Source organism: Streptomyces sp. NPDC046303, from assembly GCF_055588085.1.
The window spans coordinates 175,346-192,668 of record NZ_JBVJFA010000008.1 but is presented as its reverse complement, the minus strand read 5'-3'; the positions used below and the strand labels follow the sequence as shown (position 1 = coordinate 192,668).

The window sequence follows — 17,323 nt, the reverse complement described above, 5'->3', positions numbered from 1 at the left end:
CCCTCACCAGGCCAGGTCCTCCAGCGCGTCCAGGTCCAGCGGCGCGGGAGCCGGCGGCTCCGTGCCCGCCGTCAGCGGCAGCTCGGCCCAGATGACCTTGCCCCGGTCCGTGTACCGCACGCCCCACCGGTCGGCGTACTGCGCGACGAGGAACAGCCCGCGGCCGCCCTCGTCGGTCGTGGCCGCGTACCGCAGGTGCGGGGAGGTACTGCTGCCGTCGGAGACCTCGCAGATCAGCGTGCGGTCGCGCAGCAGGCGGACCCGGATGGGCGCGGACCCGTAGCGGATGGCATTGGTGACCAGCTCGCTGAGGATCAGCTCCGTGGTGAAGGAGACGTCCTCCAGGCCCCAGGCGGCGAGCTGCGCCGCCCCGGCATTGCGCACGCGGGAGACGGCCGAGGCGTCGACCGGCACGTCCCACTCCGCGATGCGGTCCGCGTCCAGCCGCCGGGTGTCGGCGATCAGCAGGGCGATGTCGTCGTCCGGCACCGGGGAGAGCAGCGCGGCCAGCACGTCCGAGCAGGCCTGGTCGGGGCTGCGGCCGGAGCGGGACAGCGACTCCCGCAGCAGCGCCAGACCGCTGTCGAAGTCGCGGCGGCGGTCCTCCACCAGACCGTCGGTGAACAGTACGAGCCGGCTCCCCACGGGCAGCCGGAACTCGGTCGCCTCGAAGGGCATGCCGCCGACCCCCAGCGGCAGCCCGGTGGGCAGCTCCGGGAACTCCACGCCCCCCTCGGGGCGGATCAGCGCCGGCCCGGGGTGCCCGGCGCTGGCCATCGCGCACCGCCCCGAGACCGGGTCGTAGACCGCGTACAGGCACGTGGCACCCGTAATGCCGGCGGGCTCCTCCCCGGTCTCCGCGAGGGCTTCGTCCGCCTCGGCCTCACCGCCGCCGGTGTCGCTCTGGTCGATCCGGTCGATCAGCTCGTCCAGGTGCCCGAGCAGCTCGTCGGGCGGCAGGTCCAGAGTGGAGAAGTTGTGCACGGCGGTGCGCAGCCGGCCCATCGTGGCCGCGGCGTGCACGCCGTGGCCGACGACGTCGCCGACCACCAGCGCCACCCGGGCGCCGGGCAGCGGGATCACGTCGAACCAGTCCCCGCCGACCCCCGCCTTCGCCGGCAGGTAGCGGAAGGCGACGTCCACGGCGGTCAGGTCCGGCAGCACCCGGGGAAGCAGACTGCGCTGGAGCGCCACGGCCGTCGCGTGCTCACGGGTGAAACGGCGGGCGTTGTCGATCGAGACGGCCGCGCGCGCCGCGAGCTCCATCGCGAAGGACCGGTCCTCCTCGTCGAAGGCCTCCGGGGTGTCCTGGGCCCGCCAGAAGTTGGCCATGCCGAGGACCACGCCGCGCGCCTGGAGGGGCACGCTGATCAGCGAGTGCAGCCCGTAGCCCAGGGCTTCCCTGGTTCCTTGCGCGTCCTGGGCCCGCCAGCCCATGGCGGCGTGCAGGTCCGGCGCGAGCACGGCCTGCCCGGCGTCCAGGGCGGCCGCCATCGGAGCCGTCGGCACCTCGAACCGGATGATGTCGCCGACCGGCTGGAGCGGCTGGTCGGCGCGGACACCGCTCATCGCCGCCCGCCGCATCTCGGTGTACACGCCGGCGGCCGACGAGGGCTCCTCACCGCGCAGCACCGGCTCCAGCAGCTCCACGGTGACGAAGTCCGCGAAACGGGGGACGGCGACCTCCGACAGCTCCTCCGCGGTCCGCACCACGTCCAGGGTGGTACCGATCCGCACACCGGCGTCGTAGAGCAGCTGGAGCCGCCCGCGGGCCACCTCGGCCCGGCCGGACAGCGCCGCGAGCTCGGTGGAGTCGCGCAGGGTCATGACGGTGCCGGAGGACTGGCCCCCGTACGGTTTGGCGGGCCGCACGTTGACCGCGAGCAGCCGGTCGCCCGCCAGGTGCACCTCGTCCGTCGCGATCCGGCCCGAGGCGAGCAGCTCGGTGGTCCGGGTGTCGAGACCGAGGTCGGAAACGTGCCGCCCTTCGGCATCGGGCGCCAGGCCGAGGAGCCGGCGGGCCTCGTCGTTGGCGAGGACCAGCCGGTGGTCGGTCCCGATGATGAGCACGCCCTCGCGGACGGCGTGCAGGACGGCCTCGTGGTGCTCGTTCATCCGGGCCATCTCGTCCGCCCGCAGCCCGTGGGTCTGGCGCCGCAGCCGGCGGCTCACCAGGAAGGAGCCGCCCGTGCCGAGCAGCAGGGCGGCCGCCGCGGCGCCGACGAGCAGCGGCACCTGGTCCTCGACCACCTCGGACACGTTCTCCACCTCGATGCCGGTGCCGACCAGGCCCACCACGGCGCCCTGGGCGTCCCGGACCGGTACGACGGCCCGGACCGCGTCGCTGGGCTCTCCGGTGAACGTCTCGGTGAAGGACTGCCCGGCGACGGCCCGGGAGAGGTCGCCCGTGGCCCGGCGGCCGATCAGCTCGGGCCGCGAGTCGGTGTACCGGAGCCCGTCCGTGCGCATCACGGCGATGAAGTCGACGCCGGAGGCCCGGCGGGCGGAGTCGGCCAGCGGCTGGAGGACGGCGGTCGGATCCGGTGCCTTCAGCGCCGCCGGCAGTCCGGGCGCGTGCGCGAAGGCCTCGGCAGCCGCCAGCGAACGGTTGCGGGCGTCGCGCTGGCTGTCGTACCGGGACTGCAGCACCAGGGCCACCGCGGCCGCGGTGGCCAGCAGCAGCACGATCACCGCCTGGAGGGCGAAGACCTGACCGGCGACGCTCCGCCCCCACCGGGACAGGCGCGCGAACAAGCGCGAGCCCCACCCGGTCGGCCAGCGACCAAAACGTCCGGTCATGAGCCCTTTTTAACACTGTCCAGTCCGTTTGGGGTCGGTGCTTCCCCCGGGAACGGCCGAGGCCCGGCACCCCCACAGCGGGGCCGGGCCTCGGTTGGAGCGTGCGCCGGGTCAGAGGACGTCCGCGGCGATGGCGGCCGCCACCTGCTCCAGCAGGGGACCGGCGTTCGGGATGGACTTCGCCGGGTCCGGCTCCAGGTCCGTCAGCGGGTAGGCCTTGCGGATCCCGGCGGCCTCGAGGGCCTCCTGGGTCAGCAGCAGCCGCCCGCACACCGCCACGACCGGCTTGCCCGCGGCCCGGGCCGCCGCCGCGACACCCGCCGGGGCCTTCCCGTGCAGGGTCTGCTCGTCCAGCGAGCCCTCACCGGTGATGACCAGCGTGGCGCGCTCCAGCGCCGGCGCGAAGCCCAGTACCTCCAGCATCAGCTCGATGCCGGGCCGGAAGGTGGCCCCGAGCAGCAGCGCCCCGTAGCCGATGCCGCCCGCGCCGCCCGCACCCGGGAGCACCGCGCACTCGGCGGCCGTCGCACCGATCGCCTTCTCGAGGACCTTGGCGAAGTGCGCCAGCGCCGCGTCGAGCGCCGCCACGTCCTGCGGCGAGGCCCCCTTCTGCGGGCCGTACACCGCCGCGCAGCCCTTCGGGCCGGTCAGCGGGTTGTCCACGTCGCTGGCCAGGACGAAGTCGACCTCCGCGAAGCGGGGGTCGACGCCCGACAGGTCGGCCGAGGCCAGCCCGGCCAGCGCGCCGCCGCCCGGACCGACCGGTTCGCCGTTCGCATCCAGGAACACCGCGCCCAGCGCCGCCAGCATGCCGGCGCCGCCGTCGGTGGTGGCGCTGCCGCCCACGCCGAAGACGATGGAGCGGGCGCCCGCGTCCAGCGCGGCCTTCAGCAGCTCGCCCGAGCCGTACGTGGTGGCCGTCAGCGGGGCGAAGGTGCCCGCAGGCAGCAGCTGCAGCCCGGAGGCCTCCGCCATCTCGACCACCGCGGTGCCCCCGCGCAGCGCGAAAGCGGCCGTGACCTGGTCGCCGAGGGGCCCGGTCACCCGTACCTCCCGGCGTTCGAAACCGGCCGCCACCGCGGCCGCCACCGTGCCGTCGCCGCCGTCCGCGACCGGGAGGGTCTCGATCTCCACGCCCGGTACGACCTTGCGGAGGCCCGCCGTCACCCGCTCCGCGACCTGAACGGCCGTGAGCGAGCCCTTGAATTTGTCCGCGGCGATGAGCACGCGCGCGGCCTCAGTTACTGCTCCGTCCGTCACCTTGCTATTCCCTTGCTATCGAACAGTGCAGTCGCGCCGCCATGAGCTTATCCGGAGGATCCTCCTATGCCCATGAGTGGCCTGGGCCACACCCGGCGCGCCATGCACCTAAAGGGGGACAAACGCCTGCATAGTGTGGCCGCATGAGCGCGGATTCACGGGAACAGCCACCTCCGGACCACCCAGGTGACGGCCCCGGAGGTCCGGCGGACGGCACCCCGGACCACACCGTCGTCACCGTGGGCGTGATCGCCGTGCTGGCCGTCGTCGCGTGGGCGGCCCTCGCCAAGGACTCCTTCGACACCGCGTCGAGCACCGCGCTCGCCTGGGTCCTGGACAACTTCGCCTGGCTGTTCGTGATCGCCGCCGACGCCTTCCTCGTGATGTGCGTGGTGCTCGCCGTCAGCCGCTTCGGCCGGATCCGCCTCGGCGCCGACGACTCCGAGCCGGAGTTCACGAACCTCGCGTGGATCGCGATGATGTTCAGCGCCGGCATGGGCATCGGCCTGATGTTCTACGGGGTGGGGGAGCCGCTCACCCACTACCTGAACCCGCCCCCCGCCTCCGGCGCGGCCCCGGCCACCGGCGCCTCCGCCCTCGCGGCCATGGAGTACTCCTTCTTCCACTGGACCCTCACCCCCTGGGCGATCTACGGCATCGCCGGCCTCGCCCTGGCCTACGCGACCTTCCGCAAGGGCCGCGGCAACCGGCTGAGCTCCGCCTTCGTCCCCCTCATGGGTGAAGAACGGGCCAACGGGTGGGCCGGCAAGTCCATCGACCTCCTCGCCGTCTTCGCCACCGTCTTCGGCACCGCGACCAGCCTCGGACTCGGCGCGCTCCAGGTGTCCAAAGGGCTCTCCCTCACCACCGGCGTCGAGGACTCCACCACCGTCGAGCTGATCATCATCGGCTCGCTCTCGGCCGCTTTCGTGCTCTCCGCCTTCTCCGGCCTGCACAAGGGCGTGAAGTGGCTCAGCACCATCAACATCGTGCTCGCGGCCACCCTCATGCTCTTCGTCTTCCTGCTCGGCCCCACCGTCTACGTCCTGGACGTGATCCCCTCCAGCATCGGCGGCTACCTCCACCGGCTGCTGCCCATGGCCAGCCGGACCGGCGCCTTCACCGACGCCAGATGGCTCGGCTCCTGGACCATCTTCTACTGGGCGTGGTGGCTCTCCTGGGCGCCCTTCGTCGGCACCTTCATCGCCCGCATCTCGCGCGGCCGCACCATCCGGGAGTTCCTGATCGGCGTCCTGCTCGTGCCCAGCGGGGCCACCGTCATCTGGTTCTGCGTGATGGGCGGCACCGCCATCCGCCTCGACTCCGCCGGAGCCGTGGACTTCGCCGCCAAGATCAAGGACGGTACGGAGGCCTCGCTGTTCGCGATGCTGGACGCCCTGCCGCTGTCCGCGGTCACCTCCTGGGTGGCCATGGCCCTGGTCATGACCTACTTCGTCACCAGCGCCGACTCGGCCTCCCTGGTCATGGGCTCCCTCACCAGCCGCGGCGCGCTCCACCCGCCGACCTGGCTCGTCGTCACCTGGGGCGTGCTCATGGCGGCCGTCGCCGCCGTGCTCCTCGTCGCCGGAGGACTTACATCCCTGCAGACCGCCACCATCCTCGTGGCACTGCCCTTCGTCATCGTCATGCTGCTGCTCTGCTGGGCCCTGCTGACGGATCTGCGCGAGGACCCCGGCGCCGGACCCGCCCGCCACCACGCGCTGCACGGACTGGGGGACGCGGTACGGGCCATGGTCGGCGACGCCACCACCGAACAGGGCCCGGCCCGCCACCCGGGGCTGCGGCGCGTCGCCGAGTCCCGCGGCCGCGACCGGGAAGACGGACCGGATCCCGTGTAGCGCGTCTGGATAGGGTGGCGAGGTGACCACCACCGATGACTACGCCACCTACATCGCGAGCCTGCCCCGGGTACTGGCCGGCGCGGCCGCCCTCTACCGGGACGCCGGCGGCAAGGTCCTGCTCGTCGAGCCCAACTACCGGGAGGGCTGGGCCCTGCCGGGCGGCACCATCGAGTCGGACCTGGGCGAGTCGCCGCGCACCGCCGCCCGCCGCGAGAGCGCCGAGGAGATCGGCATCGACGTGCCGCTCGGCCGGCTCCTCGCCGTGGACTGGACCCTCGGGCCGGACCGCCCGCCGCTGGTCGCCTACCTCTACGACGGCGGGGTGCTCGACGCCGGGCAGCTCGCCTCCATCACGCTCCAGGAAGAGGAGCTGATCTCCTGGCGGCTGGTCGATCCCGCCGAACTCACCGCCTACCTCCCCGGATCGCTCGGCCTGCGCACCCAAGAGGCCTACCGGGTCCTGCGGTCGGGCGAGGGCGCCGCCGAACTCGAGAACGGCCGCCGCCCCACCTCCTCGTAGAAAAGGGCGTCTCGTAACACCGGGCTTACTGCGAGCAGGACAGAATCAGCTGATGATCACGATGTACGCCTGGCCCAGCACCGCCGACGGGCCCGACGCCCTCCCCATGGTCCACTTCACCACCGACGAGCAGTCCGCCGGCGAGGTGACCCCGGAGGGGATGCCGGTCTGGCTGTTCGACACCGCGATCCGCGACGGCGGCTGGTTCCCGTTCACCGACTTCGACGGCTGGTCCGTTCCGGCCGCCCAATGGCAGGCCCTGTACCGCCGCGAGGACGACCTGCTCGCGGTCAGCGGCCCCGGCTCCTGCGAAGGCTGGTACCAGGGCAACCTCGGCGCCGACGCCGACTGGGTGGCGGCCGCCGCCGCCCGGCAGAGCGTGGTCCTGCTCGCCGCCCCCGTCCAGCACCCCTCGCTGTACGGCTACGCGGTCGAGGCGGGCGCGGCCTTCGCCCTGCTGGTGCCGCTGCTCGTGGTCTGACGACGGAGGCGACGCCGCGGCGGCCGGGGCTCGCCCTGTCGCCGGCGGGCGGTAGCCTGCGGGCATGTCGGTCAACATCAATCTCCACTTCACCGTCTCGCAGCTCACGGACGCGGCACAGGCCGAGGCGGTCGCCGAATCGATCGGCGAGCTGCTGCGCGACGAGGGCATCGAGAACCAGATCAGCTACGGCACGGCCTGCGACGACGGTGTCCACTACGTGTCGGGCGAGACGCACTTCCCGCTCAGCATCACCCGCTTCGGCCAGTGGCAGCCGGCGTTCGAGAGCTCCTTCGCGTTCGCCGTGTCCGAGGCCGCCCCGGCGGCGAAGGGCGTCATCGACTGGGGCTACCCGGACGAGGAACGCTGAACGACCTGCGCGGGGCGGGCGGAGCCACGCATCAGGTCACCCAGACGCACCTCAGTGCGAATCATCGCGAAACGATCGGTCAGAGCTGCCGGGCCGCGGCCTCGAAGTCGAGGAGGCGGACCTTGCGTTCGAGGCCGCCGCCGTAGCCGGTCATGCTGCCCGAGGCGCCGATCACGCGGTGGCACGGCACGATGATGCCGATCGGGTTCTTCCCGTTGGCCAGGCCCACGGCGCGCGAGGCGTTCGGCTTGCCCAGCTCGGCCGCGAGCTTCCCGTACGACCAGGTCTCGCCGTAGGGGATCCGTACCAGCTGGTCCCACACGCTGCGCTGGAAGTCGGTACCCTCCAGCCGCAGCGGCAGGTCGAAGGCGGTGAGCTCCCCGCCGAAGTACGCGGTCAACTGCCGCACCACTTCGGGGAACGGCTCCTCCTCGGCGCTCACCCGCTCCCCGAAGGACTCCTCGGCCGGGCGGTGGCGCTGTCCCGTCATGTACAGGCCGCTGAGGACCCCGTCCGTGGCGACCAGGGTGAGCGGGCCGTACGGGCTCTCGACCACGGTGTGCTGCTTGGCGGTGCTGTTCACGGTGTGCTCCTCAGGCGGGCAGGTGGTTGATGGCGTGGTCGTCGGTGGCCCACAAGTACTGGACGGCGTACGCGCGCCAGGGCCGCCAGCCGGCCGCCCGGGCCGTCAGCGCCGAGGGCGTGGACGGCAGCCCGAGCCCCCGCGCCGCCCGCCGGACGCCCAAGTCGGACGGCAGGAACGCGTCCGGGTCGCCCAGCGCCCGCATCGCGATGACCTCGGTGGTCCAGGGGCCGAAACCGGGCAGCGCGGACAGCTGAACGCGCGCCGCCTCCCAGTCGCTGTCGATGCCGAGCGGCAGCGAGCCGTCGGCGAGCGCCGCGACCAGAGTGGTGAAGGTGGTGCGCCGGGTGCGCGGCATGGCCAGCGACTCCGGGTCCACCGCGGCGAGGGCCTGCGGGGACGGGAAGAGGTGGCTCAGCCCGCCCAGCGGGTCCTCCACGGGCTCGCCGTGCGCGGTGACCAGCCGGGCCGCGTGCGTGCGCGCCGCCGCGGTGGACACCTGCTGGCCGAGGACCGCCCGTACCGCGAACTCCGCCGCGTCGACCGTACGGGGAACCCGGCGCCCGGGGGACTTGTCGACGAGCGGGGCCAGCAGCGGGTCGGAGCGCAACTGCTCGTCCACCGCCTCGGGATCGGCGTCGAGGTCGAGCATCCAGCGGCAGCGGCTGATCGCGATGGTCAGGTCGCGCAGGTCGGTCAGGGCGAGACGGCAGCCGATGTGGTCGGGCTGCGGGGTCAGGGCGACGACCCCGGTGCCGTAGGGCAGGCGCAGGGTCCGGCGGTAGGCGCCGTCGCGCCACTCCTCCACGCCGGGGACGGCGGTCGCGGCCAGGTGCCCGAAGAGGTTGTCCGGGGTCAGCGGCGCCCGGAACGGCAGCCGCAGGCTGATCGTCCCGGGGATCCGGGGCTGATGGCGGCCGGCCTTGTCGGCGCGCAGCCGCAGCTCGCTCGGGGAGAGGGCGAAGACCTCGCGGACGGTGTCGTTGAAGGTGCGGATGGAGGAGAAGCCGGCGGCGAACGCGACATCGCCCATCGGCAGCTCGGACGTCTCGATGAGCAGCCGGGCGGTCTGGGCGCGCTGGGCCCGGGCCAGGGCCAGCGGTCCGGCACCGAGCTCGGCGCTGAGCTGCCGCTCCACCTGGCGGGTGGAGTACCCCAGCCGGGCGGCGAGCCCCGGCACCCCCTCGCGGTCCACCACCCCGTCCCGGATGAGCCGCATCGCGCGGGCGACGGCATCGGCGCGGGCGTTCCACTCGGGGGAGCCCGGGCTGGTGTCCGGCCGGCACCGCTTGCAGGCCCGGAACCCGGCCTGCTGGCAGGCGGCGGCGCTGGGCAGGAAGGTCATGTTCTCGACCTTCGGCGGTACGGCGGGGCAGCTGGGCCGGCAGTAGATCCGCGTGGTCAGGACCGCGGTGAAGAACCAGCCGTCGAAGCGGGCGTCCTTCGACTGCACGGCCCTTACGCAGCGCTCGGTGTCGGTGTGCATGGCTCCAGGATCCGGGGCGAGACCCACCAAGGCTGGCGGTTTCCCGACATCAAGCCTACGACTCCGGCGTACCCGCCCGGGCCGGCGGTCAGGTCACCGGGCCCGCGGTCGACGACAGGCGGTGGGCGTCTCGGGCCAGGGTGAGGGCCACCAGGTCGTGCGGGCGGGACAGGGAGCGGGAGGTCAGGTGTTCCAGGCGGCGCAGCCGGTTGAACACCGTGTTGCGGTGGCAGTAGAGGCGGCTCGCCGCCCGCCCCGCGGAGCCCTCCGCCGCGAGCCACGCGTCCAGCGTCTCCAGCAGCACCGCCCGGTCCGCCGGGTCCAGCCCCAGCAGCGGCCCCAGCACCGCCTGGACCAGCTCACCGGCCAGCTCGGGCTGACCGACCACCAGCGCCGCGGGCAGCCGCTGCGACAGCCGGACCAGGCCCCGCTCCTCCGCACCGCAGGTGGCCAGCGCCGTCTCCGCCAGCCGCCGCGCCCGGCCCAGCTCCGCCAGGCCGTCCACCACCGGGCTGATCCCGCCGGGCCCGTGGCAGCGGTCCGCCAGCTCCGCCGCCAGTTCCTCCGGGGAGCACGACCCCAGGGCCACCACCGCCAGCTCCTGCTCCGCCCGCATCCGCCAGAACAGCCGCATCCCGCCCACCGCCGCGACCCGGTGCACGGAGTCTCGCCGGTCCACGGGGAGCACGACCACCGCGTACCGCCCCTGCTCCGGCAGGTCCAGGCCCGCCGCAGCCCGCGCCGCCAGGCCCGGCGCCGCGTCCCCGTGGAGCAGCGCGTCCAGCAGGGCCTGCACCCGCTCGTCGCTGCGCCGGCGCATCTCCCGCTCGCCCGCCCGGTAGGCCTCCGCCGTCGTCGCGGCCTGCTGTTCGATCCCGGCCCACATCGCCCCGGCCGTCCGCGCCAGCACCGGCAGCGCGTCCGGGTCCTCCTCGGTCACGATGTCCAGCAGCGCGTCCCAGGTCAGCCGGCCCGCGCGCCGGTACGCGTACAGCAACAGGTCCAGCGGCAGCCCCTGTTCGGCCCGCCGCCGCCCCAGCTCCTCCGCGTACACCAGGTCCTGGCGCGGGTCCGAGCGGCGCGCGGCGAACGCCTCGATGCCGTACCGCATGGCCTCGCTGATCTGCTGCCAGTGCTCGTCCCGCGGCACCACCAGGTCGTACAGCGGCGAGTGCTGCGCAAGATCGCCGATCAGCCGCTCGGTCAGCTCCGGGACGCGCTCCAGCAGCACCTCGGCCGCCGTCACCAGCACCGACCACTCCGCTTCCGTCCGCGCCCTGCGTCCGCCCATGGCCGCTGAGGATGTCACCCGCGGCCCCCCTGCGTAAGGGGCCCCGTACGCAGGTCTGTGCCGCTGCACAACCGGACCCCACCCCCGGCTGGTCATCGGCAGCGATTCCGCTTCGGGCCGTGGACGGCCGCCCCGCCCGGTGCTGGTCTGTGCGCCAGCACAACGCCCGAACAGGGCCTGGCAGTGGGAGGGGATGTGGCCTCGCTCCAAGTGCGCGAACTGTCCGTCGGCTACGGGCCGGTCCGGGCGCTGCGCGCCGTGTCGCTCGACGTACCGGAAGGCGCCGTGGTCGTCGTACTCGGCGGGAACGGCGCGGGAAAGACGACGCTGCTGCGGGCGGTGTCACGCACGCTCGCGTTCCACCGCGGCGCCGTCACCGGGGGAGGCGTGACCTTCGACGGCATGCCCCTGGACGGACTGGCCCCGGCCCGCGCGGTCGCCGCCGGAGTGGTGCAAGTCCCCGAAGGACGGCAGGTGTTCGCCCGGATGAGCGTCGCGGACAACCTGCGGGCCGGCGCCCTCGGGGCCCGGGCCGGCTCCCGCGCCGACACCGCCCGCTCGCTGGCCCGCGTCCACGGACTCTTCCCCGTCCTCGCCGCACGGTCCCGCCAGCGGGCGGGGCTGCTCTCCGGGGGCGAGCAGCAGATGCTGGCCCTCGGCCGCGCCCTGATGGCCCGCCCCCGGCTGCTGCTCCTGGACGAGCCCTCACTGGGCCTGGCGCCGAAGATGGCCGCGACGATCGCCGCGACCATCACCGAGATCAACGCCTCGGGCACCTCGGTGCTGCTGGTGGAGCAGAACGCCGCGCTCGCGCTCCGGCTGGCCTCCCACGCCCACGTCCTGGAGGTCGGCGAGGTCACCCTGTCCGGCCCGGCCGCCGAACTGGCCGCCTCCGACGAGGTGCGCCGCCGCTACCTCGGCATCACCGACGAGGCCGCCCCGGCCCCGGAGCGGACCCGCACCCTGCGCAGGTGGTCGGCATGACGGGGCTCCCCGGCCCCGGCGGCCCCGGCACAGCGCCGCTCACGGTCACCGACGTCACCGTCCGCTTCGCCGGGCTCACCGCCCTCGACCGGGTCTCCTTCACCGTCGAGCCCGGCAGTCTGCACGCCGTCATCGGCCCCAACGGCGCCGGCAAGTCCACCTGCTTCAACGTGCTCTCCGGGGTCTACCGCGCAACGGCGGGCAGCGTCCGCTTCGGCGCCGACGAGCTCACCGGCCTCGCCCCGCACGCCGTCGCGGCCCTCGGCATCGCCCGGACCTTCCAGAACCTGGCCCTGCCGCCGCGCACCACGGTCGCCGACAGCCTGCTCCTCGGCCGCCACCGGCTGATGCGCTCCGGGTTCCTCGCGGCCGGGCTCCGGCTCCCCGCCGCCGTCCGCGAGGACCGCCGGCACCGCGAACGGGTCCGCGAGATCGCCGCCTTCGTCGGCCTGGACGCCGACCTGGCCGCGCCCGCGGGCTCCCTCCCGTACGGGAAGCAGAAACTCGTCGAGCTGGCCCGGGCCCTGTGCATGGAGCCCCGGCTGCTCCTCCTGGACGAACCCGTCGCCGGAATGACCGCCGACGAACGCCGGCGCACGGCCGCCGTCATCGCGGGCGTCCGGGACGGCCTCGGCATCTCGATCGTGCTGGTCGAACACGACATGGGGGTGGTGATGCGGCTCGCGGACGCGGTGACCGTACTCGACTTCGGCAGACGGATCGGCGGCGGGACGCCCGCCCAGGTGCAGAACGACCCGGCGGTCGTCCGCGCCTACCTCGGAGAGGAGGACCCGGCCGCGTGACCACCTTCCTCGAACTGCTGCTCGGCGGCCTGTCCATGGGCTCCGTGTACGCCTTGATCGCCCTCGGCTTCGTGGTCATCTTCAAGGCCACGGAGGTCGTCAACTTCGCCCACGCCTCGCTCCTGCTGGCGGGCGGCTGGGTGACCGCCGTCCTGCACGACGACATCGGATTCTGGCCCGCCCTGGCCGTCGGAGTCGGCGCCGCCGCCGCGGTCGGTGCCGCGGTGGAGTTCCTCGTCATGCGCCGCTACCGCGGCCAGGACCAGAGCGTCCTCGCCATCGTCACCATCGGCGTGGACATCCTGATCACCACCGATCTCACCCGCCGCATCGGTACGGACGTCCTCGCCCTCGGCGACCCCTGGGGCGACGCCGTGGTCCACCTCGGCCCGGTCACCCTCCCGCAGACCCGGATCGCGGCCTTCGTCTCCGCCACCCTCCTGATCGGCGCGTTCCTGCTGCTGTTCCGGTACACCGCCTGGGGCGTGGCCATGCGGGCCGCCGCCGAGAAACCGGAGACCGCCGCGCTGATGGGCGTGCGGCTGGGCCGGGTCTCCCTGGCGGCGTGGGCGGTCGCCGGGGCACTGGCCGCCGTGGCGGCGCTCTTCCTCACCGTCTTCCCCACCCCCGGCCTGGAACGGGCCACCTCGCTGGCCGCTCTCAAGGCCTTCCCGGCGGCCATTCTCGGCGGCCTCGACTCCACCACCGGAGCCCTCGCCGGCGGCCTGATCGTCGGCGTCACCGAGGCCATGGCCACCGGCTACCAGGGCCAGCTCGCCTTCCTCGGCCGCGGCATCGGCGACCTCGCCCCGTACCTGGTCATGGTCGTGGTGCTGCTGCTGCGCCCGGCCGGCCTCTTCGGCACGAAGGAGCCCGCCCGTGTCTGACAGCCCGCACCCCACCTCGGAAAGCCGGGCCTCGCGGCGCCCGTTCCCCCTGCGCCCGCTCCTGTGGACGGCGGGGGCCGTCGTGCTCCTCGCGCTGCCCTTCTACCTGGAACGGTTCTGGCTCCAGGCCGGGCTGTTCGCCATCGCCGCGGCCATCGGGGCCATCGGCCTCAACCTGCTCACCGGAGCCACCGGCCAGCTGTCCATGGGGCACGCCTTCTTCCTCGCCGTCGGCGCGTACGGATACTGCGCGCTGGCCGGGGACGGCGGGCGCTCCGGCGGCCACGAACTCGTCGGCCTCGGCCTGCCCAGCTGGCTGGCGGCCGTGCTCGCCGTCGCCCTCGCCGGAGCCGCGGGCGGGCTGTTCAGCCCCATCGCCGGCCGGCTGCGCGGCGCCTACCTCGGCATCGCCACCCTCGCGCTGATCTTCATCGGCCAGCACGTCCTGTTCAACGCGACCCCGCTCACCGGCGGCTTCAACGGCCGCGCCGTCGAGCCGCTCTCCCTCCTCGGGATCACCTTCGACGACACCGAGACCGTGATCGCCGCGGTCCCCTTCCAGTCCGCCGAGAAGCTCTGGTACGTCGCGCTCGCCGCGCTCCTGGCCTGCGCCCTGTTCGCCCGCGGGATCCTGCGCGGGCGTCCGGGCCGAGCCATGAACGCCCTGCGCGACCACACCATCGCCGCCGGTGTCATGGGCGTCCCCGTCGCCCGCTACCGCGCCGCCGTCTTCGTCCTGTCCTCCATGTACGCGGGCCTGGCGGGGGTCCTGCTCGCCCTCGTCTTCCAGCGCACCGTGCCCGACTACTTCGGCATGGTCCTGTCCCTCGAGTATCTCGCCATGATCGTGATCGGCGGGCTCGGCACGGTCGCGGGCGCCGTCATCGGCGCCGCGTTCGTCTCCCTGCTGCCCCAGCTGCTCACCCGATACAGCGACGCCCTCCCGCTCGTCGCCGCCCCCGGCGCCGGCGGTGTCTCCCCGGGAGAGGCGTCGCGCTACCTGTACGGCGCGGCCGTCGTCGCCGTCGTCCTGTTCCTCCCGGGCGGCCTCGCCCGGATCCGACCCCCGAAGGAGCCAGCGTGATCAGACCCGGCACGGACAAGCGAGCGCGACTCGGTACGGCGGCCCTCGCGGCCGCGCTCCTGCTCACCGGCGCCGCCGGGTGCAGCGGAAAGGCGAACACCTCGGGCGGCGACGAGCAGGGCGAGGGAGGCGTCAAGACGGGCAAGGGGGTCACCGCCACCGCCATCAAGCTCGGCGCCCTCACCGACATGACCGGTGTCTACGCCTCGCTCGGCAAGAGCGTCACCCAGGCCCAGCAGCTCTGGATCAAGCAGGCCAACGCCGCGGGCGGCATCTGCGGCCGGCAGCTGGAGCTGACGGTCCGCGACCACGGATACGACCCGCAGAAGGCCCTCGCCGGCTACACCGAGCTGGAGCCCGACGTGCTCGGCTTCGCCCAGTTCATCGGCTCCCCGTTCGTCGCCGCCGCCAAGGACCGCATCGACGGCCAGGACAAGGGCCTGGTCATCCCGCAGGCCTGGTCGGCCTCGCTGCTGGGCAGCCCGTCCATCCGTACGGTGGGGGCCACGTACGACATCGAGACGGTCAACGCCATCGGCTACCTCCTCGAACAGAAGCGGATCGCCTCCGGCGACAAGATCGGGCACGTGTACTTCGAGGGGGACTACGGCGAGAACGCCCTGGCCGGGGCCAAGCACGCGGCCAAGGAGGCCGGCCTCACCGTCGTCGAGCAGAAGATCAAGCCCACCGACAACGACATGTCCGCCCAGGTCGCGGCCCTCAAGCAGGCCGGGGTCAAGGCCGTGGTGATCAGCGCCGGGCCACGGCAGGCGGCCTCGCTGGTCGGGGTGGCCGCCGCCGGCGGCTGGAACGTCCCGGTCGTCGGCAACAACTCGGCCTTCGCCCCCCAGCTGCTCGCCACCCCGGCGGGCGCGGCCCTGCAGAAGGACTACTACGTCGCGGCCTCCAGCCTGCCGATCGGCTCCCCGGCCCCCGGCCCGGCGGCCCTGGCGACGGCCTACAAGGAGGCCTACCCGGGAGCGGGCCTCGACAACGGCGTGGTGGCCGGCTACACGGCCGCGGCGGTCTACGGGGAGGCCCTGAAGAAGGCCTGCGCCGACAAGGACCTCACCCGCGAGGGCGTCGGCAGGGCCCTGCTGGGCCTGAAGGCCTACGACAGCGGCTTCGGCATCACCCACGACTTCTCCGACCCCAAGTCCCCCTCCACCCGCCAAAGCGTGATCATGAAGCCGGACGAGCAGACCCCGGGCGGCCTCAAGGTGATCAAGGAGCCCGCCGTGGTGCCTGCGGCGCAGACGTACACCCCCGCCGGCTGAGGCACAGCCCGGGGCCGCCGGCGCGGCACCACCGCACACGACGAAAGAGGGCCCCGGATGCCAGTGGCATCCGGGGCCCTCTCCCACGTCGAGCTCAGCGCAGCGTCGTGGCGCGAGCCTCACGGCGGTTGTGCCGGAACGTATTGGCCCGCCGGGTCGTCGCGAACAGCGGAATGGTCGCCGCCATCGCGATCTGCAGGGCGCAGCCGGTCTGGAGCAGCAGCTGACCGCCCGGGGCGTCGAACGCCCAGGCCGCCAGCAGCCCCATCGCACCGATGATCCAGCAGAGCATCGCCACCGCGAGGACACCCCGCGGCTTGGGGTACTCGACCCGGCTCACCATCAGCCAGGCCACCCCGATGATCGCGAGCAGCGTCGGGATGAAGGGCAGCTCCAGCAGCACGATCGAGACGACGGTCAGCGCGCCGAAGGGGCTCGGCATGCCCTGGAACATGCCGTCCTTCATCGTCACGCAGCTGAATCTCGCGAGTCTGAGCACCACGGCCAGCAGCACCACGATCGCGGCCAGCGCCGACATCTTCTGCACCGCGTCGTCGGCGACCATGCCGTAGACGAGCACGAAGTACGCGGGAGCCAGGCCGAAGCTGATCAGGTCCGACAGGTTGTCCAGCTCGGCGCCCATCGGCGAGCTGCGCAGCTTGCGGGCCACGATGCCGTCGAAGAGGTCGAAGACCGCGGCGAGCAGCATCAGTATCACCGCCGTCGCGGCGCTGTTGCGGGCCATGCCCGACTCGCCGCTGCCGGTGAGGTGCGGGATGAGGATTCCGGTGGTGGTGAAGTACACCGCCATGAATCCGCACGTCGCGTTGCCGAGGGTGAGGGTGTCCGCTATCGACAGCCGCAGCGAGAGCGGCATGTCGTCCTCGGCGGACTCCTCCTCGGCGGGCTCGGGCACCCAGCCGGCTGCCGGAGTCTCAGGGTCAGTCACGGTCAATTCGTGTCACCCCCGCGGTGGTGGCCTGACCGACCTCGACCGCGACCTCGACACCCTCGGGGAGGTAGATGTCGACGCGGGAGCCGAAGCGGATCAGACCGATGCGTTCGCCCTGCTCGACCTTGGTGCCGGCCGGCAGGTACGGAACGATGCGCCGGGCGACTGCGCCGGCGATCTGCACCATCTCGATGTCACCGAGCTCGGTGTCGAAGTGCCAGACAACGCGCTCGTTGTTCTCGCTCTCCTTGTTGAACGCCGGGACGAATCCGCCGGGGATGTGCTCCACGGACGTCACCGTGCCCGCGAGGGGCGCGCGGTTGACGTGGACGTTCAGCGGGCTCATGAAGATCGCGACGCGGGTCCGCCCGTCCTTCCACGGCATGATGCTCTGCACCACACCGTCGGCGGGCGAGATGACACGGCCCTGGGCGATCTCGCGCTCGGGGTCGCGGAAGAACCACAGCATGCCCGCCGCGAGCGCGGTGGTGGGCACGGCCGCCGCGGCCCAGCGCCCGGACTTGCGAGCCCGGGTGAGGCTGAGCGCCGCGGTGGCGAGGGTCGGCAGAAGCCACGGCGATGCTCCGCGCGCGAGGCGTACGCCAAGGAGGCTGTCGCGAGGTGCAGAGGTTTGGCTGTGGGGCATGGATGACCTTCGTAGCGGGTGATTGCCGCGCCGCAAAC

Annotated in this window: 16 protein-coding genes; 9 read left to right on the top strand and 7 right to left on the bottom strand. The window is 73.3% G+C overall.

Annotation, left to right across the window (positions count from 1 at the left end):
• Positions 1-3: 3 nt before the first annotated feature.
• Positions 4-2,799, bottom strand: a complete 2,796-nt coding sequence (locus tag ACZ6I1_RS11185; RefSeq protein WP_469285736.1) for a SpoIIE family protein phosphatase — start codon at positions 2,797-2,799, stop codon at positions 4-6.
• 111 nt (positions 2,800-2,910) lie between these two features.
• Positions 2,911-4,059, bottom strand: a complete 1,149-nt coding sequence (locus tag ACZ6I1_RS11180; RefSeq protein WP_469285734.1) for a glycerate kinase — start codon at positions 4,057-4,059, stop codon at positions 2,911-2,913.
• A gap of 143 nt (positions 4,060-4,202) precedes the next feature.
• Here ACZ6I1_RS11180 and ACZ6I1_RS11175 point away from each other — a divergent pair, with 143 nt between their 5' ends.
• The 4 genes from ACZ6I1_RS11175 (at position 4,203) to ACZ6I1_RS11160 (ending at position 7,292) form a co-directional block, all read left to right on the top strand.
• Positions 4,203-5,918, top strand: coding sequence for a BCCT family transporter (locus ACZ6I1_RS11175; RefSeq protein WP_469285733.1), 1,716 nt, complete (start codon positions 4,203-4,205; stop codon positions 5,916-5,918).
• Between the two features lie 22 nt (positions 5,919-5,940).
• Positions 5,941-6,441, top strand: a complete 501-nt coding sequence (locus ACZ6I1_RS11170) for an NUDIX domain-containing protein (RefSeq protein WP_469285732.1) — start codon at positions 5,941-5,943, stop codon at positions 6,439-6,441.
• A gap of 52 nt (positions 6,442-6,493) precedes the next feature.
• The gene (locus ACZ6I1_RS11165; RefSeq protein ID WP_469285730.1) at positions 6,494-6,922 is read left to right on the top strand and encodes a hypothetical protein; all 429 of its coding nucleotides are present in this window, start codon (positions 6,494-6,496) and stop codon (positions 6,920-6,922) included.
• A 64-nt stretch (positions 6,923-6,986) separates the two neighbouring features.
• Complete coding sequence (locus ACZ6I1_RS11160; RefSeq protein WP_469285728.1) at positions 6,987-7,292, top strand: hypothetical protein; 306 nt, start codon at positions 6,987-6,989, stop codon at positions 7,290-7,292.
• A 79-nt stretch (positions 7,293-7,371) separates the two neighbouring features.
• On the opposite strand, the gene ACZ6I1_RS11155 is transcribed toward ACZ6I1_RS11160, so the two are convergent.
• The 3 genes from ACZ6I1_RS11155 to ACZ6I1_RS11145 form a co-directional block, all read right to left on the bottom strand.
• On the bottom strand, positions 7,372-7,875 hold the full coding sequence (locus ACZ6I1_RS11155; protein ID WP_469285726.1) for a methylated-DNA--[protein]-cysteine S-methyltransferase: 504 nt from the start codon (positions 7,873-7,875) through the stop codon (positions 7,372-7,374).
• 10 nt (positions 7,876-7,885) lie between these two features.
• Complete coding sequence (locus ACZ6I1_RS11150) at positions 7,886-9,361, bottom strand: DNA-3-methyladenine glycosylase 2 family protein (protein WP_469285723.1); 1,476 nt, start codon at positions 9,359-9,361, stop codon at positions 7,886-7,888.
• Between the two features lie 88 nt (positions 9,362-9,449).
• On the bottom strand, positions 9,450-10,652 hold the full coding sequence (locus ACZ6I1_RS11145; protein WP_469285720.1) for a PucR family transcriptional regulator: 1,203 nt from the start codon (positions 10,650-10,652) through the stop codon (positions 9,450-9,452).
• A 195-nt stretch (positions 10,653-10,847) separates the two neighbouring features.
• On the opposite strand from ACZ6I1_RS11145, the gene ACZ6I1_RS11140 reads away from it, so the two are divergent.
• From ACZ6I1_RS11140 to ACZ6I1_RS11120, 5 genes are read left to right on the top strand one after another with little or no spacing between them, the layout of a single operon-like run.
• Positions 10,848-11,636, top strand: coding sequence for an ABC transporter ATP-binding protein (locus ACZ6I1_RS11140; RefSeq protein ID WP_469285718.1), 789 nt, complete (start codon positions 10,848-10,850; stop codon positions 11,634-11,636).
• The gene (locus tag ACZ6I1_RS11135) at positions 11,633-12,439 is read left to right on the top strand and encodes an ABC transporter ATP-binding protein (protein WP_469285716.1); all 807 of its coding nucleotides are present in this window, start codon (positions 11,633-11,635) and stop codon (positions 12,437-12,439) included. The genes ACZ6I1_RS11140 and ACZ6I1_RS11135 overlap by 4 nt, the downstream gene beginning before the upstream one ends.
• Complete coding sequence (locus ACZ6I1_RS11130) at positions 12,436-13,326, top strand: branched-chain amino acid ABC transporter permease (protein WP_469285713.1); 891 nt, start codon at positions 12,436-12,438, stop codon at positions 13,324-13,326. The genes ACZ6I1_RS11135 and ACZ6I1_RS11130 overlap by 4 nt, the downstream gene beginning before the upstream one ends.
• Positions 13,327-13,375: 49 nt before the next feature.
• Complete coding sequence (locus ACZ6I1_RS11125) at positions 13,376-14,410, top strand: branched-chain amino acid ABC transporter permease (protein ID WP_469285867.1); 1,035 nt, start codon at positions 13,376-13,378, stop codon at positions 14,408-14,410.
• Positions 14,407-15,687: an ABC transporter substrate-binding protein gene (locus ACZ6I1_RS11120; RefSeq protein ID WP_469285711.1), complete on the top strand. Its 1,281-nt coding sequence runs from the start codon at positions 14,407-14,409 to the stop codon at positions 15,685-15,687. The genes ACZ6I1_RS11125 and ACZ6I1_RS11120 overlap by 4 nt, the downstream gene beginning before the upstream one ends.
• Before the next feature lie 94 nt (positions 15,688-15,781).
• Here the strand turns inward: ACZ6I1_RS11120 and pssA are convergent, their stop codons facing one another.
• Entirely contained in the window at positions 15,782-16,642 is an 861-nt protein-coding gene (gene pssA, locus ACZ6I1_RS11115) for a CDP-diacylglycerol--serine O-phosphatidyltransferase (RefSeq protein ID WP_215146715.1), read from the bottom strand.
• Positions 16,629-17,285, bottom strand: coding sequence for a phosphatidylserine decarboxylase (locus tag ACZ6I1_RS11110; protein ID WP_446590037.1), 657 nt, complete (start codon positions 17,283-17,285; stop codon positions 16,629-16,631). Before ACZ6I1_RS11110 ends, pssA begins: the two co-directional genes overlap by 14 nt.
• Positions 17,286-17,323: the final 38 nt, after the last annotated feature.